At 70.0% G+C, this 26,582-nt stretch carries 22 protein-coding genes; 11 read left to right on the forward strand and 11 right to left on the reverse strand.

The genetic code is table 11. From position 1 onward, the window contains the following. Positions 1-4: 4 nt before the first annotated feature. Both ACFFCN_RS07650 and ACFFCN_RS07655 read right to left on the reverse strand, forming a co-directional pair. Entirely contained in the window at positions 5-517 is a 513-nt protein-coding gene (locus ACFFCN_RS07650; RefSeq protein ID WP_375490551.1) for a hypothetical protein, read from the reverse strand. A gap of 7 nt (positions 518-524) precedes the next feature. Next, positions 525-1,823 (reverse strand): Rieske 2Fe-2S domain-containing protein, encoded by a 1,299-nt coding sequence (locus tag ACFFCN_RS07655; RefSeq protein ID WP_375490552.1) that lies wholly within the window; start codon positions 1,821-1,823, stop codon positions 525-527. 148 nt (positions 1,824-1,971) lie between these two features. On the opposite strand from ACFFCN_RS07655, the gene ACFFCN_RS07660 reads away from it, so the two are divergent. Beyond that, positions 1,972-2,772 (forward strand): CbbQ/NirQ/NorQ/GpvN family protein, encoded by an 801-nt coding sequence (locus ACFFCN_RS07660; RefSeq protein WP_375490553.1) that lies wholly within the window; start codon positions 1,972-1,974, stop codon positions 2,770-2,772. Continuing rightward, complete coding sequence (locus ACFFCN_RS07665; RefSeq protein ID WP_375490554.1) at positions 2,769-4,898, forward strand: nitric oxide reductase activation protein NorD; 2,130 nt, start codon at positions 2,769-2,771, stop codon at positions 4,896-4,898. Before ACFFCN_RS07660 ends, ACFFCN_RS07665 begins: the two co-directional genes overlap by 4 nt. On the opposite strand, the gene ACFFCN_RS07670 is transcribed toward ACFFCN_RS07665, so the two are convergent. After that, a complete protein-coding gene (locus ACFFCN_RS07670) occupies positions 4,841-5,866 on the reverse strand; it encodes a cupin domain-containing protein (protein WP_375490555.1) in 1,026 nt (341 codons plus the stop codon). The genes ACFFCN_RS07665 and ACFFCN_RS07670 overlap by 58 nt on opposite strands. Positions 5,867-6,102: 236 nt before the next feature. Between ACFFCN_RS07670 and ACFFCN_RS07675 the strand changes: the two genes are divergently transcribed. After that, positions 6,103-6,798, forward strand: a complete 696-nt coding sequence (locus ACFFCN_RS07675; protein ID WP_375490572.1) for a FadR/GntR family transcriptional regulator — start codon at positions 6,103-6,105, stop codon at positions 6,796-6,798. A gap of 26 nt (positions 6,799-6,824) precedes the next feature. On the opposite strand, the gene ACFFCN_RS07680 is transcribed toward ACFFCN_RS07675, so the two are convergent. The 7 genes from ACFFCN_RS07680 to ACFFCN_RS07710 form a co-directional block, all read right to left on the reverse strand. After that, complete coding sequence (locus ACFFCN_RS07680; RefSeq protein WP_375490556.1) at positions 6,825-7,817, reverse strand: ABC transporter substrate-binding protein; 993 nt, start codon at positions 7,815-7,817, stop codon at positions 6,825-6,827. Positions 7,818-7,821: 4 nt separating this feature from the next. Next, complete coding sequence (locus ACFFCN_RS07685; RefSeq protein WP_375490557.1) at positions 7,822-8,436, reverse strand: cupin domain-containing protein; 615 nt, start codon at positions 8,434-8,436, stop codon at positions 7,822-7,824. Continuing rightward, a complete protein-coding gene (locus ACFFCN_RS07690; RefSeq protein WP_375490573.1) occupies positions 8,437-8,988 on the reverse strand; it encodes a cupin domain-containing protein in 552 nt (183 codons plus the stop codon). A gap of 113 nt (positions 8,989-9,101) precedes the next feature. Then, a complete protein-coding gene (locus ACFFCN_RS07695) occupies positions 9,102-9,707 on the reverse strand; it encodes a tripartite tricarboxylate transporter TctB family protein (protein WP_375490558.1) in 606 nt (201 codons plus the stop codon). Continuing rightward, positions 9,704-11,443: a tripartite tricarboxylate transporter permease gene (locus ACFFCN_RS07700; protein ID WP_375490559.1), complete on the reverse strand. Its 1,740-nt coding sequence runs from the start codon at positions 11,441-11,443 to the stop codon at positions 9,704-9,706. Before ACFFCN_RS07700 ends, ACFFCN_RS07695 begins: the two co-directional genes overlap by 4 nt. A gap of 45 nt (positions 11,444-11,488) precedes the next feature. Beyond that, positions 11,489-12,478 (reverse strand): Bug family tripartite tricarboxylate transporter substrate binding protein, encoded by a 990-nt coding sequence (locus tag ACFFCN_RS07705; RefSeq protein ID WP_375490560.1) that lies wholly within the window; start codon positions 12,476-12,478, stop codon positions 11,489-11,491. A 329-nt stretch (positions 12,479-12,807) separates the two neighbouring features. Further along, positions 12,808-14,307, reverse strand: a complete 1,500-nt coding sequence (locus ACFFCN_RS07710) for an ethanolamine ammonia-lyase reactivating factor EutA (protein ID WP_375490561.1) — start codon at positions 14,305-14,307, stop codon at positions 12,808-12,810. 96 nt (positions 14,308-14,403) lie between these two features. Between ACFFCN_RS07710 and ACFFCN_RS07715 the strand changes: the two genes are divergently transcribed. The 5 genes from ACFFCN_RS07715 (at position 14,404) to ACFFCN_RS07735 (ending at position 22,511) form a co-directional block, all read left to right on the forward strand. Continuing rightward, positions 14,404-15,537, forward strand: a complete 1,134-nt coding sequence (locus tag ACFFCN_RS07715; protein WP_375490562.1) for an ethanolamine ammonia lyase-activating protein — start codon at positions 14,404-14,406, stop codon at positions 15,535-15,537. After that, positions 15,534-16,220 (forward strand): class I SAM-dependent methyltransferase, encoded by a 687-nt coding sequence (locus ACFFCN_RS07720; RefSeq protein WP_375490563.1) that lies wholly within the window; start codon positions 15,534-15,536, stop codon positions 16,218-16,220. Before ACFFCN_RS07715 ends, ACFFCN_RS07720 begins: the two co-directional genes overlap by 4 nt. A 31-nt stretch (positions 16,221-16,251) precedes the next feature. After that, on the forward strand, positions 16,252-17,721 hold the full coding sequence (locus ACFFCN_RS07725) for an MFS transporter (protein ID WP_375490564.1): 1,470 nt from the start codon (positions 16,252-16,254) through the stop codon (positions 17,719-17,721). Positions 17,722-17,961: 240 nt separating this feature from the next. Further along, positions 17,962-21,270, forward strand: coding sequence for a glucodextranase DOMON-like domain-containing protein (locus ACFFCN_RS07730; RefSeq protein WP_375490565.1), 3,309 nt, complete (start codon positions 17,962-17,964; stop codon positions 21,268-21,270). Positions 21,271-21,329: 59 nt separating this feature from the next. Then, the gene (locus ACFFCN_RS07735; protein ID WP_375490566.1) at positions 21,330-22,511 is read left to right on the forward strand and encodes a saccharopine dehydrogenase family protein; all 1,182 of its coding nucleotides are present in this window, start codon (positions 21,330-21,332) and stop codon (positions 22,509-22,511) included. Between the two features lie 341 nt (positions 22,512-22,852). On the opposite strand, the gene ACFFCN_RS07740 is transcribed toward ACFFCN_RS07735, so the two are convergent. After that, the gene (locus ACFFCN_RS07740) at positions 22,853-24,028 is read right to left on the reverse strand and encodes a hypothetical protein (RefSeq protein ID WP_375490567.1); all 1,176 of its coding nucleotides are present in this window, start codon (positions 24,026-24,028) and stop codon (positions 22,853-22,855) included. Between the two features lie 84 nt (positions 24,029-24,112). Between ACFFCN_RS07740 and ACFFCN_RS07745 the strand changes: the two genes are divergently transcribed. From ACFFCN_RS07745 to ACFFCN_RS07755, 3 genes are read left to right on the forward strand one after another with little or no spacing between them, the layout of a single operon-like run. Then, positions 24,113-25,621, forward strand: a complete 1,509-nt coding sequence (locus ACFFCN_RS07745) for an aminopeptidase P family protein (protein WP_375490568.1) — start codon at positions 24,113-24,115, stop codon at positions 25,619-25,621. Positions 25,622-25,634: 13 nt separating this feature from the next. After that, positions 25,635-26,081, forward strand: coding sequence for an alternative ribosome rescue aminoacyl-tRNA hydrolase ArfB (arfB, locus tag ACFFCN_RS07750; RefSeq protein WP_375490569.1), 447 nt, complete (start codon positions 25,635-25,637; stop codon positions 26,079-26,081). 39 nt (positions 26,082-26,120) lie between these two features. Then, positions 26,121-26,522: an SRPBCC family protein gene (locus ACFFCN_RS07755; RefSeq protein WP_375490570.1), complete on the forward strand. Its 402-nt coding sequence runs from the start codon at positions 26,121-26,123 to the stop codon at positions 26,520-26,522. Positions 26,523-26,582 lie beyond the last annotated feature (60 nt).

The raw sequence follows: 26,582 nt of genomic DNA on the forward strand, positions 1-26,582 counted from the left end.
GGGCTCACGACCCGACGGTCCGCAGGATCTCCGCGACGTCGAACCGGTCGTCGGAGATCAGCAGCGTGCGCGAGAACGGCCGCAGCGCGCGCACGGCCTCCTCGGCCGCCTCCGACTGCTCCCAGACCACGCCGGCGGTGACCATCCCCCGGGCCGTGCATGCGGCGCCGATCACCGACGCCGCCTGTGCGCCGCTGGAGTCGGTGGCGACCATCAGTACGAAGTCGGCGTCGGACAGCTGGTCCGAGAGCCGCGTGCTGGAGTGGTCGATCGTGCCCAGCAGCAGATCGTCCGGTGCGTCAGGCGGTGCGCCGGACCCCTCGTAGTGCAGGTACCGCACGCCGGTCAGCTCCGGGTCGTACAGCGGGTCCACCTGCGCCGCCGCGCCGGGGTCGAGCGTGATGACCCGCGTCGAACGCGGCGTGCGTGGCGGCGCATCGATGCGGAAGCTGGCTTCGTGCGCGGTGGTCGCGGCGGCGCAGCTGGAGGACAGGGTCATGCGATTCGGCTCGGACATGTCCGGGTCAGACCGTCGTGTGCGCCGTGCCCGGCACGGCCGTCAACGCCTCACGGCACTCCTCGGCGAACGACGCGTCCTTGGGCAGCACGACCGCGACCGAGCGCACCCGCTGGTGCGCCGGGTCCACCCCCGGTGGCGTGCGGCCCTCGTCGCGCAGTGCGATCGCCGCCTGCTGCAGCTTGCGGCGCGCCTTGATGATGCCGCTGTCCGCGGACACCAGGCGCTCCTTGGTCCGGTCGACGATCGGCCCCATGCTCTCCTGCAGTGACGCGTCCTGCATCGCGATGCCCTTGATGCCGGAGAACGTCTCGCCGCTGCGCTGCGCGTCGCGATCCATCAGGTAGTCGTTGTCCTTGTTCTGCAGCGGCCGGTAGGTGCCCGGCTCGTACTCGTTGTGCACGCCCATGCCGGCACGCATGTGCTCGACCTCGGACTCGGTCAACGCCCGGACGGGTTGGTAGTCGAAGCTGAAGACCCAGCAGTTCTCGTCGTCGATGGGCACCCAGAAATGCCCGTGCACCGGGTGGTCGGCGCGCGGCGGCACGATCGTGAACGCGGGCATCACCCAGGGCGTGATGCGCCAGTAGTAGCTGTCCTCCTCGGCATTGCGCCGCACGCCGACGAGCAGGCCGCCGTCGGCCTCGACCACCTCGAAGTACGGGCGCATGTCGTTGAGGTTGTACTGGTTGCCCTTCGACCCCTTGAACAACGGATCGCTCTTCAGCCCACCCGAGTGCAGCCAGGACACGTGCGAGGAGTCGATGCCGCCCTCGAGCGCCTGCAACCAGTTGCACTCCTGCCAACGCTTCGACGTGAACGTCTGATCCGACGGGACCCGCGCGAACTCGTACTCGGGCAACGGCGGCTGCTTGTCCGGATCGCCCATGTAGGTCCACAGGATGTCGCCGACCTGGACCAGGGGGTACGCGGTCAGCTTCACCTTCGTGCAGAACGCGCTGTTCTCCGGCTCCGACGGCACCTCGACGCACGAGCCGTCCGTGGCGTACTTCCAGCCGTGGTAGGCGCAGCGAAGTCCCGGGCCCTCTGCCGCCTGCTCGTTGTTGCCGAACCACAGCGACGCACCGCGGTGGGCGCAGAACTCGTCGATCAGGCCGAGCTTGCCGTCGCTGTCCCGGAACGCGATCATCCGCTCGGACAGCAGCTTGACGCGCACCGGCGGGCACCCGGGCTCGGGCAACTCGTCGGCCAGCAACGCCGGCAGCCAGTACTGCCGGAACATGTCGCCCATGGGCGTAGCCGGACCCGTCTGGGTCAGCATTTCGTTGACGTCCTGCTTGAGCAAGGTGGTGCCACCTTCCGGAGCGCGACGGGATCGGCTGACCCCGGGATCAATCCCGCGTTACTGTCATACCATTCTACCTCGATGCATGTCACCCCCCGTCGCCCGCGCGGTTGACAAATGGTCTGACCGAGCGGCCATACTGCGCACGATGCAGCCTTACTACGTACCGGTCGGCGACGAAGTGGAGATCTTCCGCGCCGCCTACGACCAGCGCATCCCGGTACTGCTCAAGGGGCCGACCGGCTGCGGCAAGACCCGCTTCTGCGAGTACATGGCATGGCAGATCGCCGCGCAACGGCAGATCGACCCGGTGGACGAGCTCGTCACCGTCACCTGCCACGACGACATGACCGCCGCCGATCTCGTCGGGCGGTATCTGCTGTCCGGCGAGGGCACGACCTGGCTCGACGGTCCGCTCACCCGGGCCGTCCGGTCGGGGGCGATCTGCTACCTGGACGAGGTCGTGGAAGCGCGCAAGGACACGACCGTGGTGCTGCACTCGCTGACCGATCACCGCCGCATCCTGCCGATCGAGCGGTTGGGCGCGACACTCGAGGCGCACCCCGACTTCCTGCTCGTGGTGTCCTACAACCCGGGCTACCAGGCCACCGTCAAGGACCTCAAGCCCAGCACACGGCAGCGCTTCCTCGCCCTGGAGTTCGGGTACCCGGCCCCGGACGTCGAGGCCGAGATCATCGCCCACGAGTCCGGCCTGGACGCCGAGGCGTCGCTGCAGCTGGCGTTCCTGGCGCAGCGGCTGCGCAACCTGGACGACGCGGACCTCATCGACGGGCCCGGGACCCGCCTGCTGGTGCACGCCGGGCAGCTGATGCGCGCCGGGGTCGCGCCGCTGCGGGCCTGCGACGCTGCGCTAGTCGACGCGGTGACCGACGATCCCGACATCCAGGAGGCTGTCCGCGGCGTCACCACCGCCGTGTACGCCGCATGAGCGACGACCGCGAACCGGTCGCGCAAACGCACACCCACACCGCGCTGTTCGCCCACGACCACGACGCGCCGCAGCGTGAGCACGCCGGGCAGCACCGGCACGACGTCGACTCCGTCCACCGGCCCGAGGCGCGGGCTGCAACCCCCGCCGTCCCCGACTTCGAGCTGGACCGCAGCCGGCTCGAGTTGCTTTACCGGGCGCTCGCCGGGCGTCGGAGCGAACTGGTGGCGTGGGACGCGGCGCCGACCCAACTCCCGGTCGAGGCCGACCCGGTGCATCTGCCGTCCCGGCCACCGATCGACGAGCATCACGGCACGACCGCGCGCGAGTGGTACCGCGTCGCGGTGACGCACCGCGCCATGCACCGGTTGCTGGGCACCGACGCGGTCGACGTCGACCGGCTGGCCGCGTCGTACGCCGACCCGCCGCTCGCCGCCGCGGTGTTCGCCACCCTGGAGGACGTGCGCGTCGACGCGCACGCCGTCGTGGTGCTACCGGGTCTGGCCGAAGCCTACCGGCTCGCCTGCCATGAGGCTCTGCACGATCGGCCGCCGCTGTCGATGCTGCCGGCCCGCGACGCCGTCGTCGAGGCGCTGATCCAGTACGGCCTCGGGGCGGCGGGAGTGGTCGGGCCGCCGGCACTCGACGACCCGATCGCCCGCGTGGTCGTCGCCGCGCGCCGGTTGACCCACCCGGCTGCGGACGTCACGTCGACCGAACTGGCCACCGCCGCGGTGTACGACGAGATCGCCGCGCTGCCTGCACACGCCCGCCACCGGTCCGCGCGGCAGGTGACGTTCGCCGACCTCGTCGACCGCTGCACGCCGCCACCGGCGGACCGGCGACCACCCGTCGGCCGCGCCGCCGTGACCGTCCATCCTGTGCCGTTTCGCGAGCCCGCCACGATGCAGCCGGCGAATACCGACGCACGGCCGGAGGTCGGCCGCTCGCAGGTGCTGCGGCCGGACGGCTACCCCGGCCGGTCGGACCCGGCGTCCGGGGACACCGGCCAGCCGGGAACCACCGACGAAGGCCGGCAGGCGCCGGCGACGGACGGTCAGGCCGGCGTGGACACGGCCGGCGGCACACTGCGCGGCCTGCCCGGATCCGGCGACGCGACGGCCACCGCGGACGCCGGCGGCCGGTTGACGGCCCGCGCCCGCAACGAGTTCGTCTACCCCGAGTGGGACGCCGTGGCGCGGCGCTACCGCGACCGGTGGTGCCTGGTGCGAACCGGGCGCGCCAGCGCCGCCGACCGCGGCCACCGCATCGCGGCGGACCGGCACGCGCATCTGTTACCGGGCCTGGTGGCGGCGCTCGAGCGTGTGCAGCCGGCCGGCCGGGACATCGTCGGCCGCCGGGCGCACGGCGACGACCTCGATCTCGACGCCTGCATCGAGGCGCTCGTCGACGTGCGCGCCGGCCTGGAGCCGAACGACCGCGTCTGGATCGCCTCCGAGGACCGCCGGCGCGACGTCGTCGTGGCGTTCGCTGTCGATCTCAGCGCATCCACCGCGCAGGTGCTGCCGCCGGCCGCGGACCGCGCGGGAACGGTGAGCGTGCTGGACCTGGAACGCGAGGCGGTGGCGCTCGTCGCGGCCGCGCTGGAACGTGTCGGCGACGCGTACGGCATCTACGGCTTCTCCGGAGCAGGCCGTGACGACGTCCACGTCACGGTGGTCAAGGACGTCGACGAGCGTCGCGCGCCGGGCACGCTGCAGCGGCTCGCCGGGCTGCGGCCCGACCACACGACGCGGATGGGTGCGGCCGTGCGGCACCTCACCGCACGGCTGCGCCGGCACCCGGCCGCGACCAAGGTGCTGCTCGTCGTGTCGGACGGCCGGCCCTTCGACATCGACTACGGGGAGCAGTACGGCGAGGCGCACCAGCTCGACTACGCCGTCGCCGACACCGGTGCGGCGCTGAGCGAGGCACGCCGGGCCGGGGTACGCCCGTACCTGGTGACCGTCGATCCGGACGGCGGCGAATACCTGTCCGCGATCTGCAGCCCGCGCGAGTACCACGTCATCGGCGACGCGCGTGAGCTGCCGGGTTCGCTCGCCGACCTCTACACGGTGGCGCGGGCCGACGCGTTCCGCTCCGCCGCGGGGGCGTCCTCGAAGTAGTGCACGGTGTCGTAGCCGAGGTACTTGAACACGCGGTTCTGCACGTTGAGCAGCTGCAGCGGCGAACCGTCGGCGGCGAAGTGCTGGACGACCGTGTTCTGCGGCACGTACAGCGTGTCGCCGGCGGTGATCTCGTGCCGCGTCGGTTCCTTGGCCACCCGCGCGTAGTACTTGTCGGCGATCTCCGCCTCGACCTCCCAGTGCAGCGAGTAGCCCGATCCGGACAGCACGTAGAAGATCTCGTCGGCCATCTTCCAGTAGCGGCCGGACCGGCTGCCGGGCTCGATCCGCTGCTCGTACACGTCGACGGAGAACTGCCTGTGGTCGGCCTGCTCCTTGCTGTTCATCACGCGCACGAGGCCCATCGGCGTCTGCTCCCACGCGCCGTCCTCTTCGGTGATCACCTTCTTGCGGTCGCGCACACCGGGAGTCCAGACCCTTGACCAGTCCTCCCGCTCGCCGAACTCCTGCGGACGGTCGATCGGAGCGCTGCGGCCCTGCTGGATGAGGCCCATGAACATCCACAGGCTCTTCGCCTTCATCACGATGGCGACGGCCCGCTCGTCGTACGGGTTCCAGTGCCGGTGCACCGAGTCGGTGTGCACGAAGACCAGATCGCCCTGCTTCCAGTCGTAGCGCTGGTCGTCGTGAATCTCGTAGCCGCGGCCCTCGAGGATGTAGAACGCTGCCTCGTTCTGGTGGCCGTGGCCGCTGTTCGAGCTGTCCGGCGGTAGTTCGACGAAGTGGATCTGCACCGTCTGGGTCAGGAACGGCTCGTCACCGGGTCCGACACGCCACCAGGTACGTGACTTCGCCGACGTACTGGCGTGCGCCGCGCTGTCTCCGGTGTCGGTGACGACCGAGTCGTCCCGCACCCGCGGCGCGGCGAGCTGGGTCCGTCGCTGGTCGCCCAGACCGTAGGTCTGCGAATCCAGTCCCCGGACGAATGTCCGACCCTTCTTGGCCATGTGCGCCTGCCTTTCCGTCGCCCGGCATTCACGCCGAGTACACCACATCGCGGACTAACGGTATTACCAACGCCGAGATCGGGCGAGCGGCGAAACGGTCTGACGTTCCGATGGTCCGAAGACTCGGCACGTGATGATCTGCCGTAACAATTCTGTGCCATGATCTGCGCGTGGCCGAGAGTGCACGACCCGCGGGCGCGCGGGCGGACCTGTTCCGCGCTGTCTCGTCCAACCGCATGTCCGAGGCGATCGTCGACCAGATCCGATCGCTGATCCGCAACGAGGAGCTGAAACCCGGGGACCGGCTGCCCAGCGAGCGCGACCTCGGCGAGCGGATGGGCGTCAGCCGGGTCACCGTCCGCGAGGCGCTGCGGGTGCTCGAGGCCGGTGGACTTGTGCAGATCCGGGTCGGTGCGCGCGGCGGCGCATTCGTGACCACGCCGTCCTCCTCGACCATCGGATCCGGCCTGGCCGAGCTCATCAGCTTGTCGCCGTTGACGGCGGCCGAGGTCACCGAGGCGCGGCAGATCGTCGAGCTCGGCATCATCGCGCTGGTCGTCGACCGCGCCACCGACGACGACATCGCCGAACTGCGCGCCATGATGAAGGACCATCAGGCAGCGCTGCGCAACGGCGAATACGGCATGGCGATGTCCGCCGCGTTCCACGTCCGCGTCGCGGCGTGCACGCACAACGCCGCCATCGAGATGCTCGTGCATTCCTTCCACGGGCCGCTGCTGATGTCCCTGCGCGAGGCTCAGGTCGCCGCCCCGCTCATGGGTCACAAGGGCACGAAGGAGCACCGCGCCTTCGTCGAGGCCATCGCGGAGCGGGACGCCACAAAGGCCACCGAGATCATGCGGACGCACCTGAGCCGCACCGCGCGCCGCGTGGCCGTCGTGCGCAACGCGCGGGCCGTAGCCGACAGCTGAGCTCCGACTGACGGAGTGGGTGGGGGTCAGATCTTGAACGCCTCGAGCGACTCGGGCGCGAAGATCTCTTCCGCGGTGAACTGCCGCGGCGACAAGCCCTGCGTGTGGTGGTGGCGCAGGAACGCGTCGAGCACGTGCCGATTGGCGTCGACGCCGTAGCTCCAGAAGTCGGTCCCGAGCAACGCGCGCGCCCCCTCGAGGTGCTGCAGCAGCCAAGGGTCCATGAACCGCATGGCCGACGAGTCGTACAGCCGCGCGTAGGCATCGTCGCGAGCCAGCGTGAACGCCTTGGTCAGCGACTGCGCCACCCACGGATGGGCCTCGTAGACCTCACGCCGGATCACCACGACGTGCATGATCGGGAAGATGCAGGTGCGGGCGAACCACGTCCGCTCCTCGGCCTCGGTGTCCGGCCACAACCGCGCGACATTGCGCGCATTCGCGACGAACGGCGAGGGCACGCGCGGTGTGTGCAACGCAGCGACCTCGCCGCGCACGAGCATGTCGGCCAGCGTGCGGTCGGGCGGGATCGGCTCGACCTCCACCCTCCCGGCGAGATCGAGTTGCTGCTTCTCGACGCGTCCCGCCGTCTCCTGCCCGCCCGTGCGGTAACGCACCGAGTCGACCGGCACGCCGTAGTCCTCGGCGAGGAGACCGCGTACCCACACGCATGCCGTCAGCTGGTACTCCGGGGTGCCGACCACCGCGCCCACCAGATCCTGCGGCTTGCTCACGAGATCCGTGTTCACGTATACCGAGCTGTGCCGGAACATCCGTGACGTGTACACCGGCAGCGCGACCAAGCCCCCCTGCGCCTCGTCGGACAGCGACGCGACGTAGGACGACATCGACATCTCCGCGACGTCGAACTCGCGGTGCCGCAGCATCCGGAAGAACGTCTCCTCGACCGGCAGCCGCAGATAGGTCAGCTCAATGCCGTCCGGCCGGACGCTGCCGTCCTCCAGGGCGCGAGTGCGGTCGTAGTCACCACAGGCGAGCGACAGGGCGAGGCGCGCCACCGCGTCAGGTGCTCGAGCCGGCCGGCGCGCGCAGGTAGCGGTGCACGGTCTGCGCGTCGAGCGTCACGGACGGGTCGTACTCAGGCGCGTCCTCGAGCTGTTCGAGGTCGTTCAGACCGCTGTGCTTGAAGATCCGGTTGATCGCCGAGATCAGCCGCACCGGCCGCTCCGGGTCCGCATTGAAGTGCTGATGGATGGTGTTCGGCGGCACGTAGATGACGTCGCCGGCTTCCCAGTCGAAGCGCTGCACCTCCTCCTGCGGCTTCCAGTGGTACGTGTCGGTGATCTCGACGTCGCAGTCCTGGTGCAGGTCGTAGCCGTGACCCTCGACGACGTACAGACACTCCTCGGCCAGGTGGCGGTGCTTACCCGAACGCGAACCCGGCGGGATGATCTGCAGGTAGGCGTCGACGGTCTCCATCCGGGTGTTCATGTCCTCGTTGATCAGGTGTTTGAGCAACCCCTGGCGCGACATCTCCCACGGCATCTCATCCGGTTTGACGATCTTCTTGCGCTCGGCGTTGCGGGCCGGCGCGGACTCCGCGTCGTCGAGCAGCTGCTGATAGAACGCGCCCTGCTCCGCGCCGGCGATCCAGGCGCCGTGTTCGCCCCAGGCCATTCAGTACTCCGTCTCGGGGTGGTTGAAGTCGGTCTCTTCCTCGCGCGGGCGGAAATGCGCACCGGCCTCGTTGGCCGCGGAGGTGGAACGCGGCTCGACCTGTTTCTGGAACAGCATGTTCATGAACAGGTACATCGGCTTGGTCTTGATGACGAGCGCCCGGGCCGGCTGCTCGTCATCGGCATTGAAGTGCTGGTGCACGCAGTTGTTGTGCACGATCGCGATGTCGCCGGCTTCCCAGTCGTAGCGCACGTCGTCGTGGATCTCGTACCCGCGCCCGTCGAGGATGTAGAACGCGGCCTCGTTGACGTGGCCGTGCTTCTGCGACTTCCCGCCCGGCCCGTACTCCTCCAGGTGCAGGTGGAAGGTCTGCGTGATGCCGTCCTTCGGCTCGACGTAGTGCCGGCTGTACGCCTGTGGGCCGTCGACGAACTTCGTCTCCTTGGCCTTGCGGACGCGCGGCATGGCGCGCAACCGCTCCAGCTCGGCCGACAAGCCGTAGTCGCCCTGGATGCCGCGCACGAACACGCGGTCCTTCTGCGCGTGGTACATCTGCGCGGCGGCCGCTTCGTGATCGTGCTCGTGGACGCTCTCGAGTTCGTGGTCGTGCCCGAGGTGGTCGTGGACGGGTTCCTGCTCCGGCATGCGTGCCTCTCGATCGGTGGTCAGAAGACGAAGAACTGGCTGGTGGGCAGGTGGATGTTCAGCAGGCCGATGAACACGAACTGGGTGAGCGCCCACATGATGACCGCGGACCCGACGGCGAGTTTCCACTGCCGGCGCGAGCCGAAGTACGCCAGGAAGAACACCGGGATGGCGTACCGGTAGCCGAGAACCAGGATGGCGGCGAGGAAGCCGGCCGCCCACGCGATCACGACGACGGTGTCGCGGTGCTGCTTCGCGGTGTCGTTGCCCGCGCCGGACGTCGCCGCATCGTCGACCGCGTCACCTTCCCGCGTCCCGACGGCGTCCGTGGTGACCGCCTCCGCGGGACTGGCCGCGGCCGACGCCTCGGCGGCCGCATCCTTTTCGGACTCCCTCGTGCCGTGTGTGACGTTCCATAGCGGTGGCACGAACCAGCCGACCAGCTGAACCACCCCGACGATCAGCGCGATGCTGCCGACCACGGTGGGAATCTCGCGGCCCGCGGGTGGGTAGCTCTGCGCGACCCACAAGTACAGGGCGGATCCGATCACGACGACGAGGTCGACGACCAACTCCCCGTTCGTACGCTGCTTCGGACTTTTCCGGCCGATCCTGGTGTCGGTCATCGGCGGGCGCCCTTCGTCAGTGTCGGAGTGGCCGCATGCGGCTCCTGTTCCGGCTGCGCAACGCCGTCACCCGGTCCGTGCCCGGACGTACGGTCGACCGCCGGCTCCTGCACCCGCGGCGGCGTTCGGTCAGCGGTGATCAGATGTGCGGACTGCGTCGCATCCGTGGCGGCGACGGCGTGTGCCTCGTTCGCGGCTGCAGGTCCCGCCGCCGGAGCCGCACTGCGGCCGAGCAGCCGCGCGAGCTTGCCGGCAATGCCGTACTTGCGCAGCAGTGGTGAGAACAGACTCAGGATGATGATCACAACCATCAGTGCGGTCAGCGGCCGTTCGAGCGAGGCCCAGCCCTGCAGGTTGCGCACGAGGTAGAGGTTGTTCTCGACGACCTTGCCGAGCAGGAAACCGATCATCGCGGCCGGCACCGAGTACCCGTAGCGGACCATGGCCCAGCCGGCGACCCCGAACGCGAACACCGCGACCGTCTGCGAGATCTCCGACGACGCGGCATAGACACCGAGGAAGCCGAGTGCCAGGACGAACGGCACGAGGATCCGGCTCGGCACGTTCGCGAGGCGGACCAGCCCAGGGACCATGCCGAGGCCCATGAGGCTCGCCAGCAAGCTTGCGAACGCGATGACGAAGGCCATCGCCCAGACCGTGCTCTGGTGCTTCTCGATCATCGACGGGCCCGGGACGAGGCCCAGGATGGTGAAGCCGCTCATCAGCACCGCCATGCCCACACCGCCGGGCACGCCGAGCGCGACCGTCGGCAGCAGGTTGCCGGCCTCCTTCGAGATCGACGACGCCTCGGGCGCGATGATGCCCTCGGGCGTGCCGGTGCCGAACCGCTCCGGGTGCTTCGACCCGCGCGAGGCCTGGCCGTAGGAGATGAAGTTCGCTGCGACGCCGCCGACACCGGGGATGATGCCGAGCACGGTGCCGAGCACCGACGAACGAAGCGTGAGCCACTTGTGCGACGCGACGTCTCGCACGCCGTCGCGGATGCGCGCGCCCGGTTGAGCTCCGCCGAGCTTGATACGCGTGGCATTGCCGGCGCGGGACGACCGCAGGGCGTACAGCCGGAACATCTCACCGAATGCGAACAGCCCGAGCGCCACGGCAGTGATGTCGAAACCGTTGTAGAGGGACAGGATGCCGCCGGTGAACCGTTGCACTCCGGTGATGGGGTCGTAGCCGACGAACGCGATCATCAACCCGAACGCGCCGGAGATCAGGCCCTTGGTGACCGAGCGGGCACGCATCTGGCCGATCAACACGATCGCGAGAATGGCGAGCGCGAGGAACTCGGACGGGTGGAACAACTTCGTCAGCTGGTTCATGAACGGGATCAGCGCAGCGAGCAGGATGACGCCGACCCACCCACCGATGGTCGTCGCGGTGGCCGAGATCCCCAGGGCCCGGGCCGGTTGGCCCTTCTTCGTCATGGGATAGCCGTCGAAGGTGGTCGCCGCCGACTCGGGCGCACCCGGGGTGTTGAACAGGATGGCGGTGATCGACCCGCTGAAGTAGATGCCGGTGTGCGCCGCGAGCAGCAGCGCCAACGCCGGCACCACCGGCATGTTGTAGATGAAGGGCAGCAGCAGCGTCAGCAGCACGGCGCCGCCGAGGCCGGGTATCGCGCCGACGACGGTGCCCAGCAGCGTACCGACGAGCACCATCAGTACGGCCTGGGTCGCGCCTAGGGCGGTGAGCCCGTTCAGCAGGCTATTCCACATGAGTACCTCGGGTCGGTGGGGACGGGCGGCGGCGGCGCGCCCTGCTCACGTCGACTTGAGCAGCTCGGTGAACAGCGATTTCTGCGCCAGCGCCTTATTGACCGCGGACGACAGCTGCGTCCCCGACTCGTACCCGGGGTACAGGCCGGCCTTCTTCGCGGCGGCGAGCATCTTCGGGTCCGCCATCGCCTTCTGGAACGCCGACTGGAGTGCGGTGATACGACCAGCGGGCACACCCTTCGGCGCGAACCAGGCGTGCCCGAGATCCATGACGTCGCTGAGCGCCTGTAACGCGGACACCGTCTTGGTGGGGAGGTTCTGCGCCTTCGCGACATCGACGACCGTCGGCACGTTCGGCAGCTTGCTGAACTTCTTCGCCGAGACGACCAGGATCGCCTCCGCCTTGCCCTTGACCGCCGCGATGTCCGACGACGACAGCGACGCCGTCGTCCCCTCGCCGCTCAGGAACGACGCCTTCTCATCACTCGACCCGCTGAACGCCGCGATCATGCTGAACGGGATCTTGAAAGAGTTGTAGACGACGACCGCGGCGTTGTAGTCCGAACTGCCCTTGCCCGTCGCCAATGCCTTCACCGTCGACTTCGTCTTCAACAGCTTGGTGAAGTCGACGCCGGATCCGGTGCGGGTGGCGAGTACGTGCGGGTCGTCGTCGGGGCGGCCGATCCACTGGTACTTGGTGACGTCCATGTTGAAGCCGGTCGCGTTGTCCATCTGGTCGAACACGTCACCGCCGGCGTTCGTGTCACCGATCGTGAGGCCGTCCGGACTCGCGTTGTAGATCTGCCCGGTGCCGATCAGGCCGCCACCGCCCGGCGCGTTCACGATGTCGATGTTGGAGACCCCGAGGTATTTCTTCAGGTAGGGCTGCATGACCCGGGGCCATTGGTCGTAACCGCCGCCGGGGCCGTAGGGCACGATCACGCGCAGCGTCTTGCCTTTGTAGAACGCGGCGTCGTTGCTTCCGCCGGCCGAGTCGCCCGGTCCGCTGCTCTTGCACGCTGCCGCAGTGGACACCGCGGCGATCGCGAGCGCCGCCGCGCAGACCCGTCGCAAACGGGTTCGGCCCTCGAAAATCATCGCTTCCGCTCCACTTCGTCGTCGGAGAATGTCGGTCGCGGGCAGGGCCGCCGACCCATGAGACGTGCGCCACGTATTTGGCGAGTATGGACTGACGGTAGGACCGTTTGTCAACCTTCGCCCATCAATTCGCCTGCTTTGCACAGTCGAGGCGACGTGGTGCGGATCGACGGACTAATGGTCTGACGATTGCGCACTGGCACGGTATAGCGAACATTCCGGTCGCCGCCGTCCGCGGCCGTGGCCGCAGCCCGGCGCCGGCCACTTCAGGCGAACAGCAAAGACTTGATCACAACCGGCACCACACCGGGCGGGTCCAGCAGTTCGCCTACATCCAGGTAGTCCAGATCCTGCAGCTCGATGCTGTCGAGTACCACCAGGGGACGGCGTAGATGCGCTTCATCGACGAGCAGCGCGCCGAGCGCCTGCGCGATGTCGGCGTCCACGACGAGCACCAGTAGGCCGTCCCCACCGCGCGCAGCGTCGGCGACACCCCGGGCCAAGGCGAGCAACGGCGCGTAGGACGCCGCTCCGGCCCAGGACAGTGCGATGGCGACCGGCGCGCCGAGATCGACGTCGTGCGCCCGCGCGCGCTCGGCGATCGTCGCTGCCAGCGCGGCGGGTTCGACGTCGTCGGCCAGTGAGGTCGGCAGGCCGACGACCGGGACGTTGGACACAGGCAGCGCCGACGTGCCGCCGAGATGCACCGTCTTGCCACTGACCTGCACGCTGAACTGCGACGCGCCGATCACCGTCGCGCGGATGCGCTGGCCGGGGTCGATGGACGGTATCGAAACCCGATGCCCCAGTTCGTGTGCGAGGGCGTGCGCGAGGTCGCCGGCGAGGTCGCCGAAGTCGCCCGCCTCGTGACCGAACAGGTACTCCGACACACCGCCCGAGAAGGTCAGGTAGTCGATCGGCGCATCACGGCGCAGCGGCTCGGTCAGCTCGAGCGCTCGGCCGAGGTCGTCGACCGGTCCGGTCAGGATCTGGTCGGTCAGCAGCCCGGCAAGCCGCTCGGCCACTGCGTGCCGGGCAGACGGGTCGGCGAACGTCTGCGCGCCGGGCACCAGGCCGAGATCTGCTGCGACGATCCGCGCCGGGTCGTCGACACGAGACCAGCTGCCCGCCTCGTCGCGGGCGACGATCCGCCCGCCCACAGCGAACGCGGCAACGCCGATCACGTCGCCGCCCTCGATCACGGCCAGCTTCGTGGTGCCCCCGCCGATGTCGACGTGCAGACCCCGGCCGCCGCGGCGCCGGTTCACCGCCGTGGCCCCGGACCCGTGCGCCGCGAGCACGCACTCGAGCCGGTGGCCCGCAGTCGCACACACGAAGCGGCCGGACTCGCCCGCGACCATCTCGTCGATCGCCCGCGCGTTGTGTTTCTTGATGGCTTCGCCGGTCAGGATCACCGCACCGCTGTCGACCTCGCTCGGCGCATATCCCGCGTCGTAGTAGCAATCGCGGACGAACGACGCGATGCGTACGGCATCGATGCTGCCGTCGCTGCGGAACGGGGTCAGCAGGATCGGCGAGCGCCACTCGACAGTGCGCTCGACGACCAGGAACTGGTCGGTGTTGCGGTGTCCGCGGCGTTCGAACAGGACCCTGGCGAACAGCAGGTGCGTCGTCGACGAGCCGATGTCGACGCCCACGGTCAGCAGCTCGAGCGTGTCGTGCTCGAGGATCGCACGCCGGACCGCGTCGTAGTCCTCCTCGGCGAGCCCTTCGTGCTCGTGCACGAATCCGAGTTCGTCGTGCATCGCGGCTCCTGTGGTTGCGGTGCGAACAGTTCGAAGCTATTGGCCTAATGGTCAGACTCTAATAGGGTTACCGGACATCGAGATCGAGGAGCAACCGTGACCGCTGTCGTCAACGAACAACTTGCCAGCAAGTTCGCGTCCGAGAAGGAATCGCCGTACACCCGGTGGGTCGCGAACGAAGGGCTGGACATCGTCAGCGGTTTCTACGTCCGCGATCTGCGTGCTCTCGAGCTCAAGCCGTGGGACCGCCGCGGTGGTCGCGGGATCTTCATCAACCACGACGCCTCCCGCACCTCGAACGACTGCTACGTGTGCGAGATACCCGAAGGCAGCGCGCTGGCCCCCCAGCGCCAGCTGTTCGAGGAGATGATCCTGATCCTCGACGGCCGCGGATCGACGAAGGTGTGGAACGACGCCGGGCAGAGCGTCACGTTCGAGTGGCAGGCCGGATCGCTGTTCGCCATCCCGCTGAACACCTGGCACCAGCATTTCAACCTGTCCGGGCTGGAGCCGGCGAAGTTCGTCTCGTCGACCAACATGCCGCCGGTGATGAATCTCTACGACGACGCCGACTTCGTGTTCGGCACCGAACGCGACTTCCCGCAGCGATTCGCCGGCGAGGCCGACTACTTCGCGCCGAAAGACGACATGAACGGCCTGCTGCTCGACACCAACTTCGTCACGGACGCAGTCAACCTGCGGCTGGTGTCGGCGCGTGAGCGCGGCGCGGGCGGCGGCCACATCCGCTTCTCGATGGCCAAGGGCTCCATGAACAGCCACATCTCGCAGTTCCCGGTCGGGACGTACAAGAAGGGTCACCGGCACGGGCCCGGCGCGCACGTCATCATCCTGTCCGGCACGGGCTACTCACTGATGTGGCCGGAGGGCGAGGAGCCACAACACTTCGACTGGCAGCCGGGGTCGTTGATCATCCCGCCCAACATGTGGTTCCACCAGCACTTCAACACCGACACCGCACCCGCCCGCTACCTCGCGTTCAAGCACGAAGTCGTCTCGATCCGTAACGCCCAGGGCGTGCCGAAGGCCTGGATCAGCCGACGCATCGGCGGCGACCAGATCGACTACGCCGACGAGCGTCCGGAGATCCGCCGAATGTTCGCGCAGGCTCTGGCGCAATCCGATCTGGCGCCACAGATGGACGACGTGTACGAGGCCGAGCTGGCGGACCTGCCGGCGGTCGACGCGTCCCGCACGCCGAGCGCCTTGTGAGCGCGCCGAGCGACTCCGACACGACGACCGCGTTCTGGTCCGAGCCGGCGAACGCGCAGGCGTGGATCAAGGCGGATTCGCAGGTCGAGCTGCTGGCCATGCCTCGTCGGATCGCGGCGGAGATAGTCGCGCAGGACCGGCCGAGCACGTTGCGGGTGGCCGACATCGGAAGCGGGACGGGTTCGTTCCTGGCGGCCTTCCTCGACCGGTTGCCGGACACCCGCGGCGTGTGGACCGACGTCTCGGACACGATGCGGCACGCAGCCGGGGAATCCCTGGCGCGCTTCGGCGACCGCGTGGACTACCGCCTGATGGACGTGCGCGACGTCGCTGGGCTCCCGGATGAGCTGGATGTCGTGATGACGTCACGCTGTCTGCACCACCTCGACCGGCGCGAACTGGCCGAGTTCTACGCCGCAGTGGCCGCCCGGCTCGCACCCGGCGGATGGTTGGTCAACCTCGACCACACGCGGCGCGACCCGGACTGGGACGGTCGGCTGCGTTCCGCCCGCGGCGCGCTCCTTCCCCGCAAGGGGCCGGACACGCACCACCACGACCGCCCGCTGCCCACGCTCGCCGAGCACCTCGAGGCCCTGCAGTCCGCAGGTTTCGCCGATGTGGGCGTTGCGTGGCAGGCTTTCGTCACGGACCTGATCATGGCTCGCAAATGGTCAGACAGTTGACGATTCAGTCCAATCACGGTTTGGTCAAGGAGTGACCGTCAGCACAGCTCCCCGGTCTTCCACCACCGGACCTCCGCGCGAGGTCAACGGCCCGGTTGCCGTTGCCGTCCTGATCTATCTCGGCCTGAGCCTGCAGTTGTTGCAGGTCGGGATCATCCCGCTGCTGGCCTCGATCGGCGAGTCGGTGCACACTTCGCCGACGACGACATCCTGGCTGTTGACCGGTGGCCTGCTCTCCGGCGCGGTGCTGCTGGGCCTGCTCTCCCGCCTCGCCGACCTGATCGGCAAGAAGCCGGTCATCGTGCTCGCTCTCGCGCTCGTCCTCGTGGGTTCGCTGATCGGTTGCTTCGCCGATTCGTTCGGCACCCTGCTCATCGGTCGGATCCTGATGGGCGCATTGCTGCCCATGCTGGCACTGCCGGAATCGCTGGCCTCGGACACGATGTCCCCGCAGCGGGCGCAGCAGACCATCGGCGCCATCCACGCCGGCACCGGCGTCGGCATCGGTCTGGGCCTGCTGCTCGGCGCACTCGCCGCGGGTGACGGCAGTTCGTGGCGGATCTACTTCGTCATCGGCGCCGTCACGTCGGCCGTCGGCATCGTCGCGGTGCTCACTCTGGTGCACGACTCGCCGGCGCGCGCGCCCGGCCGACTCGACGGCCCCGGAGCGGTATTGCTGGCCGCCGGCCTCACGGGCGTGCTGCTGGCCATCGCCGAGGGCTCGACGTGGCACTGGTCGTCGGGCCGCGTCCTCGGCTGTCTGGCCGGCGGCGTCGCCCTGCTCGTCGTCTGGTGGTTCGTCGAGAGCCGGACGCGTTACCCACTGTTCAGCGTGCAGCAACTGCTGCACCCGGCAGTCCGCTGGCCGTACGCCATCACGTTCCTCGCCGCGATGGGCATCTACAGTGCCCTGTCGGCGCTCACCAGACTGGCGCAGACCCCGACGCAGGCCGGTGCCGGCTTCGGCTGGAGCCCGCACTCCGTCGCCTGGTACGGACTGCCGACGGTGATCGGCTCCCTGCTCGGCCTCACCATCATGCGTCCACTGCTCAAGCGCGGCCGGCGGGTCACCGCACTGGTCGTCGGCGTGAGCGCCCTGATCCTGACCTTCGTCATCCTCGGGCCGTTCGTCGCACACGCGAGCGCGACGCTCATCGCGGCGGGCATCGACAGCGTCGGGCTGACCCTCACTCTCGCGCTCGCGCAGATCATCGTGCTGCGCAACGTGCGTGCCGCGGATTCGGGCATCGCCGTCGGCCTGACCATCGTGCTCTACGCGGTTGGCAACTCGGTCGGCAACGCGGCGACCGCGTCCTTGTTCGCAGCGCACAGCGGCCCGTCCGGGGCGCCGACGTTCGTGGCGTACCGGCTCGCCTTCCTGGTGTCCGGCCTGGCAGCGCTGCTCGCCCTGGGACTGTGCGGCCTGCTCGCCCGCCGCCGGGAGGACGCGGCACCCGATGCCGCTGCCGACCCGACGCCCGTGCCAGCCGCCGCACGCTGACGGCGCCGGCCCTACGCGAACAGCTGCTTACTCAGCAGCACGTCGACCTCGTCGGCGAGTTGCGCACGCCGTACCACGGACCGGTCGCGGGCTCGTGCGGCACGCACGCCAGGATGTCGGCGCACGGGCACGGCGTCGGCATTCCCTCATCAATCGGATGACTCCGCGCATATTGACTTCCTATGTTCGGAGCGCGAACAATCTGCGCACCCCCTTCGCCACTGCTGTCGAGGAGCCGTCGTGCGCCGTTCCCTCCCCCGCCGGACCGTCACCGCGCTCGCGACATGCGCGATCGCCGCGCTCGGCCTGCTGGCCGTTCCGACGCAGTCGCAGGCACGTCCGGACGACACCGGCGGCGGCAGCGCGCCGGGCGCGCCGGGTGTGCTCTCGCGCTTCGACCTCGCACGCAAGGACTGTGTGGGCACCGCGCGGAACACGACGTCGAAGGTGTGGTTCACCGTCGCGGGCGGCGTGCTGTCCGACGTCTACGAGCCGAACATCGACAACACCAACGTGCAGTCGATGCAGTACGCCGTCACCGACGGCACGACGTTCACCGACCTGCAGCAGCGCGACATGACCTACACGGTCCGTGCATCCGACGGCGGGATGGCGTGCACCGTCACGGCCAGCAGCAAGGCGCACGGCTACACGTTGACGACCACGTACCTCGCCGATCCGCAACGCGACACCGTGCTCGCCCGCACCCGGCTCGCCGGTGCGAAGGGGTTGTCCGTGTACGTGCGGCTCGACGCGCACGTCAACGGCAACGGCGGTGGTGGCACAGCCAACGGCGGCGCCGACACCGGCAGCGTGGGTCCGTCCGGCGTACCCGTCGTCGGCGACACCGGCACCGTCAGCCAGGCGGCCAACCGCGACTACGCGAAGCCGACCTTCATGGCGCTGGACTCGCCGACGCTGCACGACGCATCGGTCGGCTATGCCGGTTCGGCGTCGGACGGCCTGACCCAGCTCGATGCCACGCACGGCCTGCACGACTACGCGAGCGCGCCGAACGGGCACGTCGTCGCCACCGCGGACGTGACGCCGCGCATCGGCGGACGCACCGTCGATCTCGCGCTCGGCTTCGGGCGCACCGACGCGCAGGCACAGCGCACCGCGGGCGCATCGCTGCGCGGCGGTTGGGACTCGGCGGCGCGCACGTACGGCCGGCAGTGGCAGCGCTACGACAACTCGCTGAAGCGCCCCCGTTCGCACGCGGCCGCGTACTACCTCGACGCGAATGTGCTCAAGGCGAGCCTGGACAAGACGTTCGACGGCGCACTGGTGGCCTCGCTCGCCAGCCCGTGGGGCCAGGCCGTCAGCGCGGGCGATCTCGTCGGCGGCAAGCCGGTCTACTTCGGCTCGTACCGCGAGGTGTTCGCCCGTGACCTCTACGAGGGCGTCACCGGGTTCCTCGCCGACGGCGACTTGGGCGCGGCCCGGGCCGCAACGCTGTTCCTGTTCGACCGGCAGCAGCAGGCCGACGGGCGTATGCCGCGCAACTCGCTGCTCAACGGCAAGGTCGCGCCGGACACCGGCGGCGACCAGCTCGACGAAACTTCCTACCCGATCCTGATGGCGTACCTGACCGGCCTGGGCGGCGACCGCTCGTTGTACCGCAAGCACATCGCGCCCGCGGCGAACTTCGTCGTCAGCCACGGCCCGGCGTTCGGCAACGAGCGGTGGGAGGAGCAGTCGGGCTACTCACCGTCGACGATCGCGGCGGAGATCGCCGGCCTGACCGCGGCGGCGAAGATCGCGCAACGGCAGGGCGACGTCACCGGCGCGCGCGTCTACCAGGCGACTGCGGACACCTACCAACGCTCGATCAAGAAGTGGGATCTCACCACCAACGGGCCGGACAGCCCGAAGCCGTACTTCCTCCGGCTCACCAAGAACGGCGACCCGAACTCGGCGTACACCTACAACCTCGGCAACGGCAGCGTCGACACCGACCAGCGTGCGGTGATCGACGGCGGCTTCCAGGAGCTCGTGCGGCTCGGCGAGCTGTCCGCGTCCGACCCGGACGTCGTCAACTCGCTGGCCGTGCTGGACAAGCAGATCTCCAAGTCGACACCGAGCGGCACCGGGTACTACCGCTACGGTCTCGACGCGTCGCAGGGCTCGGTCGACGGGTACGGCGACTGTTGGACGCCCGACCCCACGAGCTGCCCGAAGGACGGCCAGCCGTGGCCGACCACCGACACCGGGAGTGGTCACCTGTGGCCCGTGCTGTCCGGCGAGCGCGCGGAGTCCGCGATCTCCACCGGTAACGCGTCACTCGCAAGATCGCAGCTGTCGTTCATGCTGCGTTCCGCGTCCGGCGTCGGCCTCGTGCCCGAGCAGGCGTGGGAGGACCCGAACGTCGCCGCCGACCCGTACGGCACCGACCCGACCACCGCGTCGATCGGCTTCCGCGACGGCCAGGCCGCTGGGTCGGCGGCACCGCTGACCTGGGCGCAGGCGCAGCAGCTGCGGTTGATCACCGATCTCGGCGCGGGGCGGATCACCGACCGCCCGAGCATCACCGCCGACCGCTACGTGCGGCACGCCGCGCCGGCTGCGCTGCCCGTCACGATCACGTCGCCCACCGCGAACCAGGACGTCAGCGGCGCCACGACCGTCAGCGGCACCACCGCACCCCGGGCGCTGGTCAGTGTCGCCTCGACAGCCACCGACTCCGGCGGCACGACGTCGTTCGCCTCGACCCGCGCATCATCGACCGGCGCGTATTCCGTATCGGTGCCCGTCGGGTTCGGGTCCGATGTCATCACCGTGACCGCGACGACGGCCCGCGGCACCGGCACGGCGCAGGTGACCGTGCAGGGTGAGCTGACCGGCGGCACCACCGTCCTCGACGCGACCGATCCCGCGGGCGACGACAACGGTCCGGGCACGTACCAGTACCCGACGTCGTCGAACTTCGCGCCCGGCTCGTTCGACATCACCCGGTTCCAGGTGCTGACCAAGGACAACACGGTGTACCTGCGCACGACGCTGCGCAACCTCGTGCCGACGTTCGGTTCCATCGACGGCGCGCAGTTGCTCGACGTGTACGTGCATCAGCCGACGGCCGCATCCACATCGACGTCGGCTGCCGCGGCGAGCCGGAACTACTCCATCGCGTCCGCGGACGCGTGGGCGCAACGCATCGAGGTGCAGGGCTTCGCGCCGCCGGTGTGGGTCGACGCGAACGGCAACCAGGTCGGCTCGGCCGCGGTCGTGGCGTCCACGGCGAGCAACACCATCACCGTGGCGCTGCCGCAAGCGCAGTTCGGCACGCCCGCCGCCGGGTGGTCGTTCGCGGCGGCGCTGACCGGGCAGGACGGCCAGGGCGGCGCCGACCAGGCGCGCAACTTCACCCAGCCGGGGCAGGACTACACGTTCGGCGTCTGCCCGGCCGGCGACACTGCGCCGATCTGTTCGGTCAACCCGTCGTCGGTGCCCAAGGTGATGGACACGCTGACCCCGGCCGGGGTTTCGCAGGCCACCGAGCTGGACCCGACGAAGGTCCCGGTGGTCATCCGCGCGGTGCCCGTGCCCTGAGCTGTCGTCGGCGCGCACCGGCCGGTTTCGGCCGCAGCCGTGGTGGCTAGATACAGGGGATGACTGCGCGGGACGAGCGTCCGTTCGACATCGTCGTCTTCGGTGCCACCGGCTTCGCCGGCCGGCTGACCGCCGAGTACCTGGTCAGCAACGCGCCACCGGACTGCCGGCTGGCGCTGGCCGGGCGCAACACCGCGAAGCTGGCGCAGGTGCGGCACGACCTCGCTGCGCTGGACCCGGCGTTCGCCGACACCGCACTGCTGGTCGCTGACACCGGCGACGAGAGCTCCCTGCGCGAGATGGCACAGCAGACGCGGGTCCTGATCACCACGGTCGGCCCGTACGTGCTCTACGGCGACGCCGTGGTCGCGGCGTGCGCGGCGAGCGGCACCGACTACCTCGACCTCACCGGTGAGCCGGAGTTCGTGAACACGTCCTACGTGCGGCACCACCGCACCGCGCTGGACACCGGCGCGCGGCTGATCCACGCGGCCGGGTTCGACTCGATCCCGCACGACCTCGGCGCGTTGTTCACGGTCGAACAGCTGCCCGCCGACGAGCCGCTAACCGTGCAGGGTTACCTGCGCGCGTCCGGCGCGTTCTCCGGCGGCACCTACCACTCGGCGATCACCGCGTTCAGCCGGCCGCGGCGCAACCTCGCCGCGGCCCGCGAACGCCGCGAGCTGGAGCCGCACGACGGTGCGCGGTCTGCGCAGGCGGTCACCGGGCGTCCGCACCGCGACCCGGTCAACGGCGGCTGGGCAGTACCGCTGCCGACCATCGACCCACAGATCGTCGCGCGGTCCGCTCGCGCCGTCCCGCGCTACGGTCCGGATTTCCGGTACGCACACTTCGCGACGCTGCCGAACGTGGGTATCGCCCTCGGCGGTGCGCTCGGGGTCGGTGGCCTGTTCGCACTCGCCCAGATCCCGCCGGCGCGCCGGCTGCTGCTCGGCCGTCTGCAGCCGGGTGACGGGCCGTCCGCGGAGCGCCGTGCGAAGAGCTGGTTCGCGGTGACGTTCGTCGGCGCGGCCGAGAGCGGCGAGCGTGTCGTGACGCGGGTGTCCGGCGGCGACCCGGGTTACGACGAGACCGCCAAGATGCTCGCGGAGTCCGCGCTCAGCCTGGCCTTCGACGAGTTGCCGGCCACGGCCGGTCAGGTGACCACCGCGACGGCTCTGGGCGACGCGCTGGTCGACCGGCTGCGCAAGGCCGGCATCGGCTTCGACGTCCTGACCTGAGCCGTCCTGACCTGAGCCGTCCCGTCCTGAGCCGCCCTGTGCCGCAGGCCGCCAGGACGCGCTCTCGTGCCGGCGGCGTGTCGGGGCTCGCGCCTGTCAGGGCCTCCGGAGAAACGCCAACTATCCGTCGCACCGACGACAGATAGTTGGCGGTTGCGCGGCGGGGTGGTGGTCCCAGCGCGCGGCGCGGCGGATCAGATGAGCGCGTCGACGTACCGGCAGCGCGACTTGTGCCCAGCTGTGGCCGTGTTTCGCGCCTCGATCGCAGCCGTTGCTAGGTATAAGTTCGCGGCCCGACCTCAGTGACCCGACCTCAGTGGCCCGACCTCAGTGGCCCGACCTCAGTGATGCTCGGGCTCGATGTCCTCGTCGTCCGGCGGCCGCGGGAACTGCGTCGTCTGCTGGGCCGCGCCTTGACCTTGTGCGGCGCCCTGCTCCTGCGCCGCGCCTGCGTCGGCGCCCGACTCGCCCGCGCGCGGCAGTGCCGTGGTGTGCGCGTCCTGCGCCTGGGTACTGCCGGGCGCCCGCTGCGGCGCGTCGTTCGACAACGCGGCAGTCCGCTCCGGATCCGTGCGCTCGGCGTCCTGACGCGGCGTCATCGCGGGTAGTGCAGTGGTGTCGGCGGAATCGGTGTGCGGCTCGCCGGCACGCTGCTCGTAGCCGTGGGTTCCGGCGTCACCCGCCTCGCCGGGCGCGTTGTACCGGTCCTGCCAGGGCACGGCCCCCGTGGGGTTGTCAGCAGTGCCGTAGCCCCGCGAGCCGTAGCCGCCGGCATCGCCGTAACGCTCGTCGCCGTAGCGCTCCGTCGCATACCGTTCGTCGCCGTACCGTTCGTCGCCGTACTGCTGGGCGGCGTACCGCTCGTCCGGGTAGCCGGGCTCACCCGCGACGACCGGCTCGTCCTCGCGACGGGTGATCAAGCCGAAGATGCCGACGACGATCGCGACCACCAGGCCGAGCACGAGGCCGCCGAGGAACACGGTCGAGCCGGGCGCCAGCTGACTGAACAGCGCGCGGGCCGGGATGCCGCGCTGCGAGTACGCCGGGGTGTCGACGACCAGGCCGCGGACGTACCCGCCGATCATCGTCGCCACCGCGACAGCCACCCAGGTACCGAAGAACGCGCGGCCGAACGAGAACGGCCCGCGAACCAGTACGAAGATCAGCAGCAGTGAGATGACGACGGTCGTCCCGATGAGCGCGAAGTTGCCGGTCCCGACGTGGAAGACGTCGTGCGCGCGCGGCGTGAAGCGCCACTCGTAGGTCTCGAGCGCGCGTTCGAACCCGCCGGTGAGGCCCCGGGGGTTGTGGTGCGACTTGTCGATGCTGTCCGTGACGGCCTGGTTCGCCGCCGCCGCGATGACGATGACCTCGGTCATGAACGCGAACAGCAACAGCAGGCCGATCCGCGCGCGCCGGACCGGCCGGCCGGCACGCAGGCGTCCCGGCTCCTGGGCCGAGCCGTACTCGTCGTCGCGATCCAGTGGCGAGTCGCGATACTCCGCACCTGGCTGCATGCGGCCACTCAAGCACGATCCGGGCCGCAGGCAAGGGTGCCGCGCCCATCCACGGACGCCCGGAGCGGTCATAGGATCAGGGCCATGGCCGAGCATTCGCATGACGACGAACCACTGGCCGAGGATCCGGTCACCGACGCGGCGGACGACACCGAGTCGCACGACATCAAGCTGCCGGACCATCTGCTCGAGGCCATCGCCCGCGAGTGGGAGCCCGCCCCGCCGATGCCCCATCCCGCGACGCCGGACATCGCCCCGCACACCGCCCGCCGCCGCGCCGCCGTGTCCGCACATTTGCGGGGCACGCCCATCGTCGTCCCCGCGGGTGCGATGAAGGTGCGCGCGAACGACACCGACTACCCGTTCCGGGCCGCGAGCGCGTTCACCTGGCTGACCGGCGAGACCGCCGCGGACGCCGTGCTCGTCATGACCCCGACGCCCGACGGGCACGACAGCACGCTTTACATCCGCGAGTACGCGCAGGCGGGCGATCCGGGATACTTCACCAGCCGCACGCACGGCGCCGTGTGGGTGGGCAACGTGCCGAACGCCGCGGACACCGCGGACGTCCTGGGCCTGCGCATCCGGCCGCTCGCCGCGCTTGCCGGCGAGCTGCGCGCGTTGCGCGACACCGACTGCGCGCTGCTGCGCGGCTTCGACCGTAGCGTCGACGACCTGCTGCCGCGGGGCACCGATGAGCCGCTCGGCAGGGTGCTCGACGAGGCGCGGCTGACGAAGGACGAATGGGAACTGGCGCGCCTGCGCTTCGCGTGCGAGGCCACGGCCCGCGGTTTTGCCGACGTCGCGCGTGAGCTGCCGGCCGTGCTCGACCGGACCGATGTGCGCGGCGAACGCTGGCTGGAGGGCACGTTCTGGCGGCGCGCGCGGCTCGAGGGCAACGACGTGGGTTACACCTCGATCGTCGGGTCCGGGGCGCACGCGACCACGCTGCACTGGTGGCGCAACCACGGCAGCGTGCACCGCGGCGACCTGCTGCTCGCCGACATGGGCGTCGAGACCGACGAGCTGTACACCGCCGACGTCACGCGCACGATGCCGGTCGACGGCAGCTGGACGCCCGCGCAGCGCAAGGTCTACCGCGCGGTGGCCGAGGCACAGGCTGCGGGCATCGGCGAGGTCAAGGCCGGCGCCGACTTCCTCGCCGCGCACAAGGCGGCGATGTGGGTGCTCGCCGATCACCTGCACTCGTGGGGCGTCTCGCCGGTCACCGCGCAGGTGTCGTGCGCCGAGGACGACGAGCAGCCCGGCGCGGGTCTGCACCGGCGGTTCACGCTGCACAGCACGTCGCACATGCTCGGTATCGACGTCCACGACTGCGCGCTCGCCCGCAACGAGGAGTACCGCGACGGCACCCTCGCGCCGGGCTACGTGCTGACGGTCGAGCCCGGCCTGTACTTCCAGCCGAACGACCTGTCGGTGCCGGCTGAGCTGCGCGGCATCGGCGTACGCATCGAGGACGACATCGTGGTCACCGACGGCGACCCGATCAACCTGTCGGCAATGTTGCCGCGGGACGCGGACGAGGTCACGCAGTGGATGCGCGAGGTGCAGAACTCGCCCGCGGCACCCTGACCGCCAACAGCTCGTGCCGGACGACGTCGTCATCGCGGCGCAGCGTGGGCTGCCCGACGGTCTGACCATCCCGTCCGCCGAGCTCGTCGAGACGTTCAGCCGCGCGTCCGGGCCGGGCGGTCAGGGCGTCAACACCACCGACAGCCGCGTCGAGCTGCGGTGGGATGTGCAGGCGTCCACCGCGTTGACGCCCGGTCAGCGGCAGCGGCTGCTCGTCGAGCTCGCGCCGCGGCTGACCGACGGCGTGCTTTCGGTCGTCGCCTCCGAGCACCGCGCACAGTTGCAGAACCGCACCGCGGCCCGCGGGCGGTTGCGCAACCTGGTCGCGGCCGCGCTGGCGCCTCCACCGCCGCCGCGCCGGCCGACCAAGCCGTCGCGGTCCGCTCGGGAGCGCCGGCTGCAGGCCAAGCAGCGGCGCAGCGACCTCAAGTCGACCCGTCGGCGGCCGCCGACGGACTGAGCGCCGGGCTGTGTCGGCGGCGAGTGAGACGGTGGCGGCATGAGCGAATCGCGGCACGTGAGCATCGGTGTCGATAATCGCGCCGACGAGGTCTACGACTACGTCCGCAACCCGGCGAACCTCGCCGAGTGGGCACAGGGCCTGGGCAGCTCGCTCCGCGAGGTCGACGGCCGCTGGGTCGCCGACAGCGCCGCCGGCCGCATCGAGATCGCCTTCGTGCCGCGCAACGACTTCGGCGTGGCCGACCACGACGTCACTTTGCCCGACGGCACGACGCTGCACGTCCACCTGCGGGTGCTCGCCGACGGCGCCGGCTGCGAGGTCGTGTTCACCGCGCGGCGGCTACCGGGCATGAGCGACGACGACTTCGCCCGGGACGTCGACCTGGTGGCCGGCGACCTCGCAACGCTCAAGCAGGTGGTCGAAGGTCGTCAGGGCTGATCGGGTGCGGGGTCCGGCTGCCGCGCCTCGGCCGGTGGTGGATCGTCGCGCGCGTCGGCG

Origin of the sequence: uncultured Jatrophihabitans sp., assembly GCF_964246335.1 — a bacterium.
Taxonomy (GTDB): Bacteria; Actinomycetota; Actinomycetes; order Mycobacteriales; family Jatrophihabitantaceae; genus Jatrophihabitans.

Coding starts and splice junctions, on each gene's coding strand:
- ACFFCN_RS07740 (WP_375490567.1), bottom strand. CDS start 24,028: ATGCAGCCAGGTGCGGAGTATCGCGACTCGCCACTGGATCGCGACGAC.
- ACFFCN_RS07685 (WP_375490557.1), bottom strand. CDS start 8,436: ATGGCCTGGGGCGAACACGGCGCCTGGATCGCCGGCGCGGAGCAGGGC.
- ACFFCN_RS07675 (WP_375490572.1), top strand. CDS start 6,103: ATGTCCGAGGCGATCGTCGACCAGATCCGATCGCTGATCCGCAACGAG.
- ACFFCN_RS07665 (WP_375490554.1), top strand. CDS start 2,769: ATGAGCGACGACCGCGAACCGGTCGCGCAAACGCACACCCACACCGCG.
- ACFFCN_RS07690 (WP_375490573.1), bottom strand. CDS start 8,988: ATGTACCACGCGCAGAAGGACCGCGTGTTCGTGCGCGGCATCCAGGGC.
- ACFFCN_RS07660 (WP_375490553.1), top strand. CDS start 1,972: ATGCAGCCTTACTACGTACCGGTCGGCGACGAAGTGGAGATCTTCCGC.
- ACFFCN_RS07755 (WP_375490570.1), top strand. CDS start 26,121: ATGAGCGAATCGCGGCACGTGAGCATCGGTGTCGATAATCGCGCCGAC.
- ACFFCN_RS07745 (WP_375490568.1), top strand. CDS start 24,113: ATGGCCGAGCATTCGCATGACGACGAACCACTGGCCGAGGATCCGGTC.
- ACFFCN_RS07700 (WP_375490559.1), bottom strand. CDS start 11,443: ATGTGGAATAGCCTGCTGAACGGGCTCACCGCCCTAGGCGCGACCCAG.
- ACFFCN_RS07650 (WP_375490551.1), bottom strand. CDS start 517: ATGTCCGAGCCGAATCGCATGACCCTGTCCTCCAGCTGCGCCGCCGCG.
- ACFFCN_RS07695 (WP_375490558.1), bottom strand. CDS start 9,707: ATGACCGACACCAGGATCGGCCGGAAAAGTCCGAAGCAGCGTACGAAC.
- ACFFCN_RS07670 (WP_375490555.1), bottom strand. CDS start 5,866: ATGGCCAAGAAGGGTCGGACATTCGTCCGGGGACTGGATTCGCAGACC.
- ACFFCN_RS07710 (WP_375490561.1), bottom strand. CDS start 14,307: ATGCACGACGAACTCGGATTCGTGCACGAGCACGAAGGGCTCGCCGAG.
- ACFFCN_RS07735 (WP_375490566.1), top strand. CDS start 21,330: ATGACTGCGCGGGACGAGCGTCCGTTCGACATCGTCGTCTTCGGTGCC.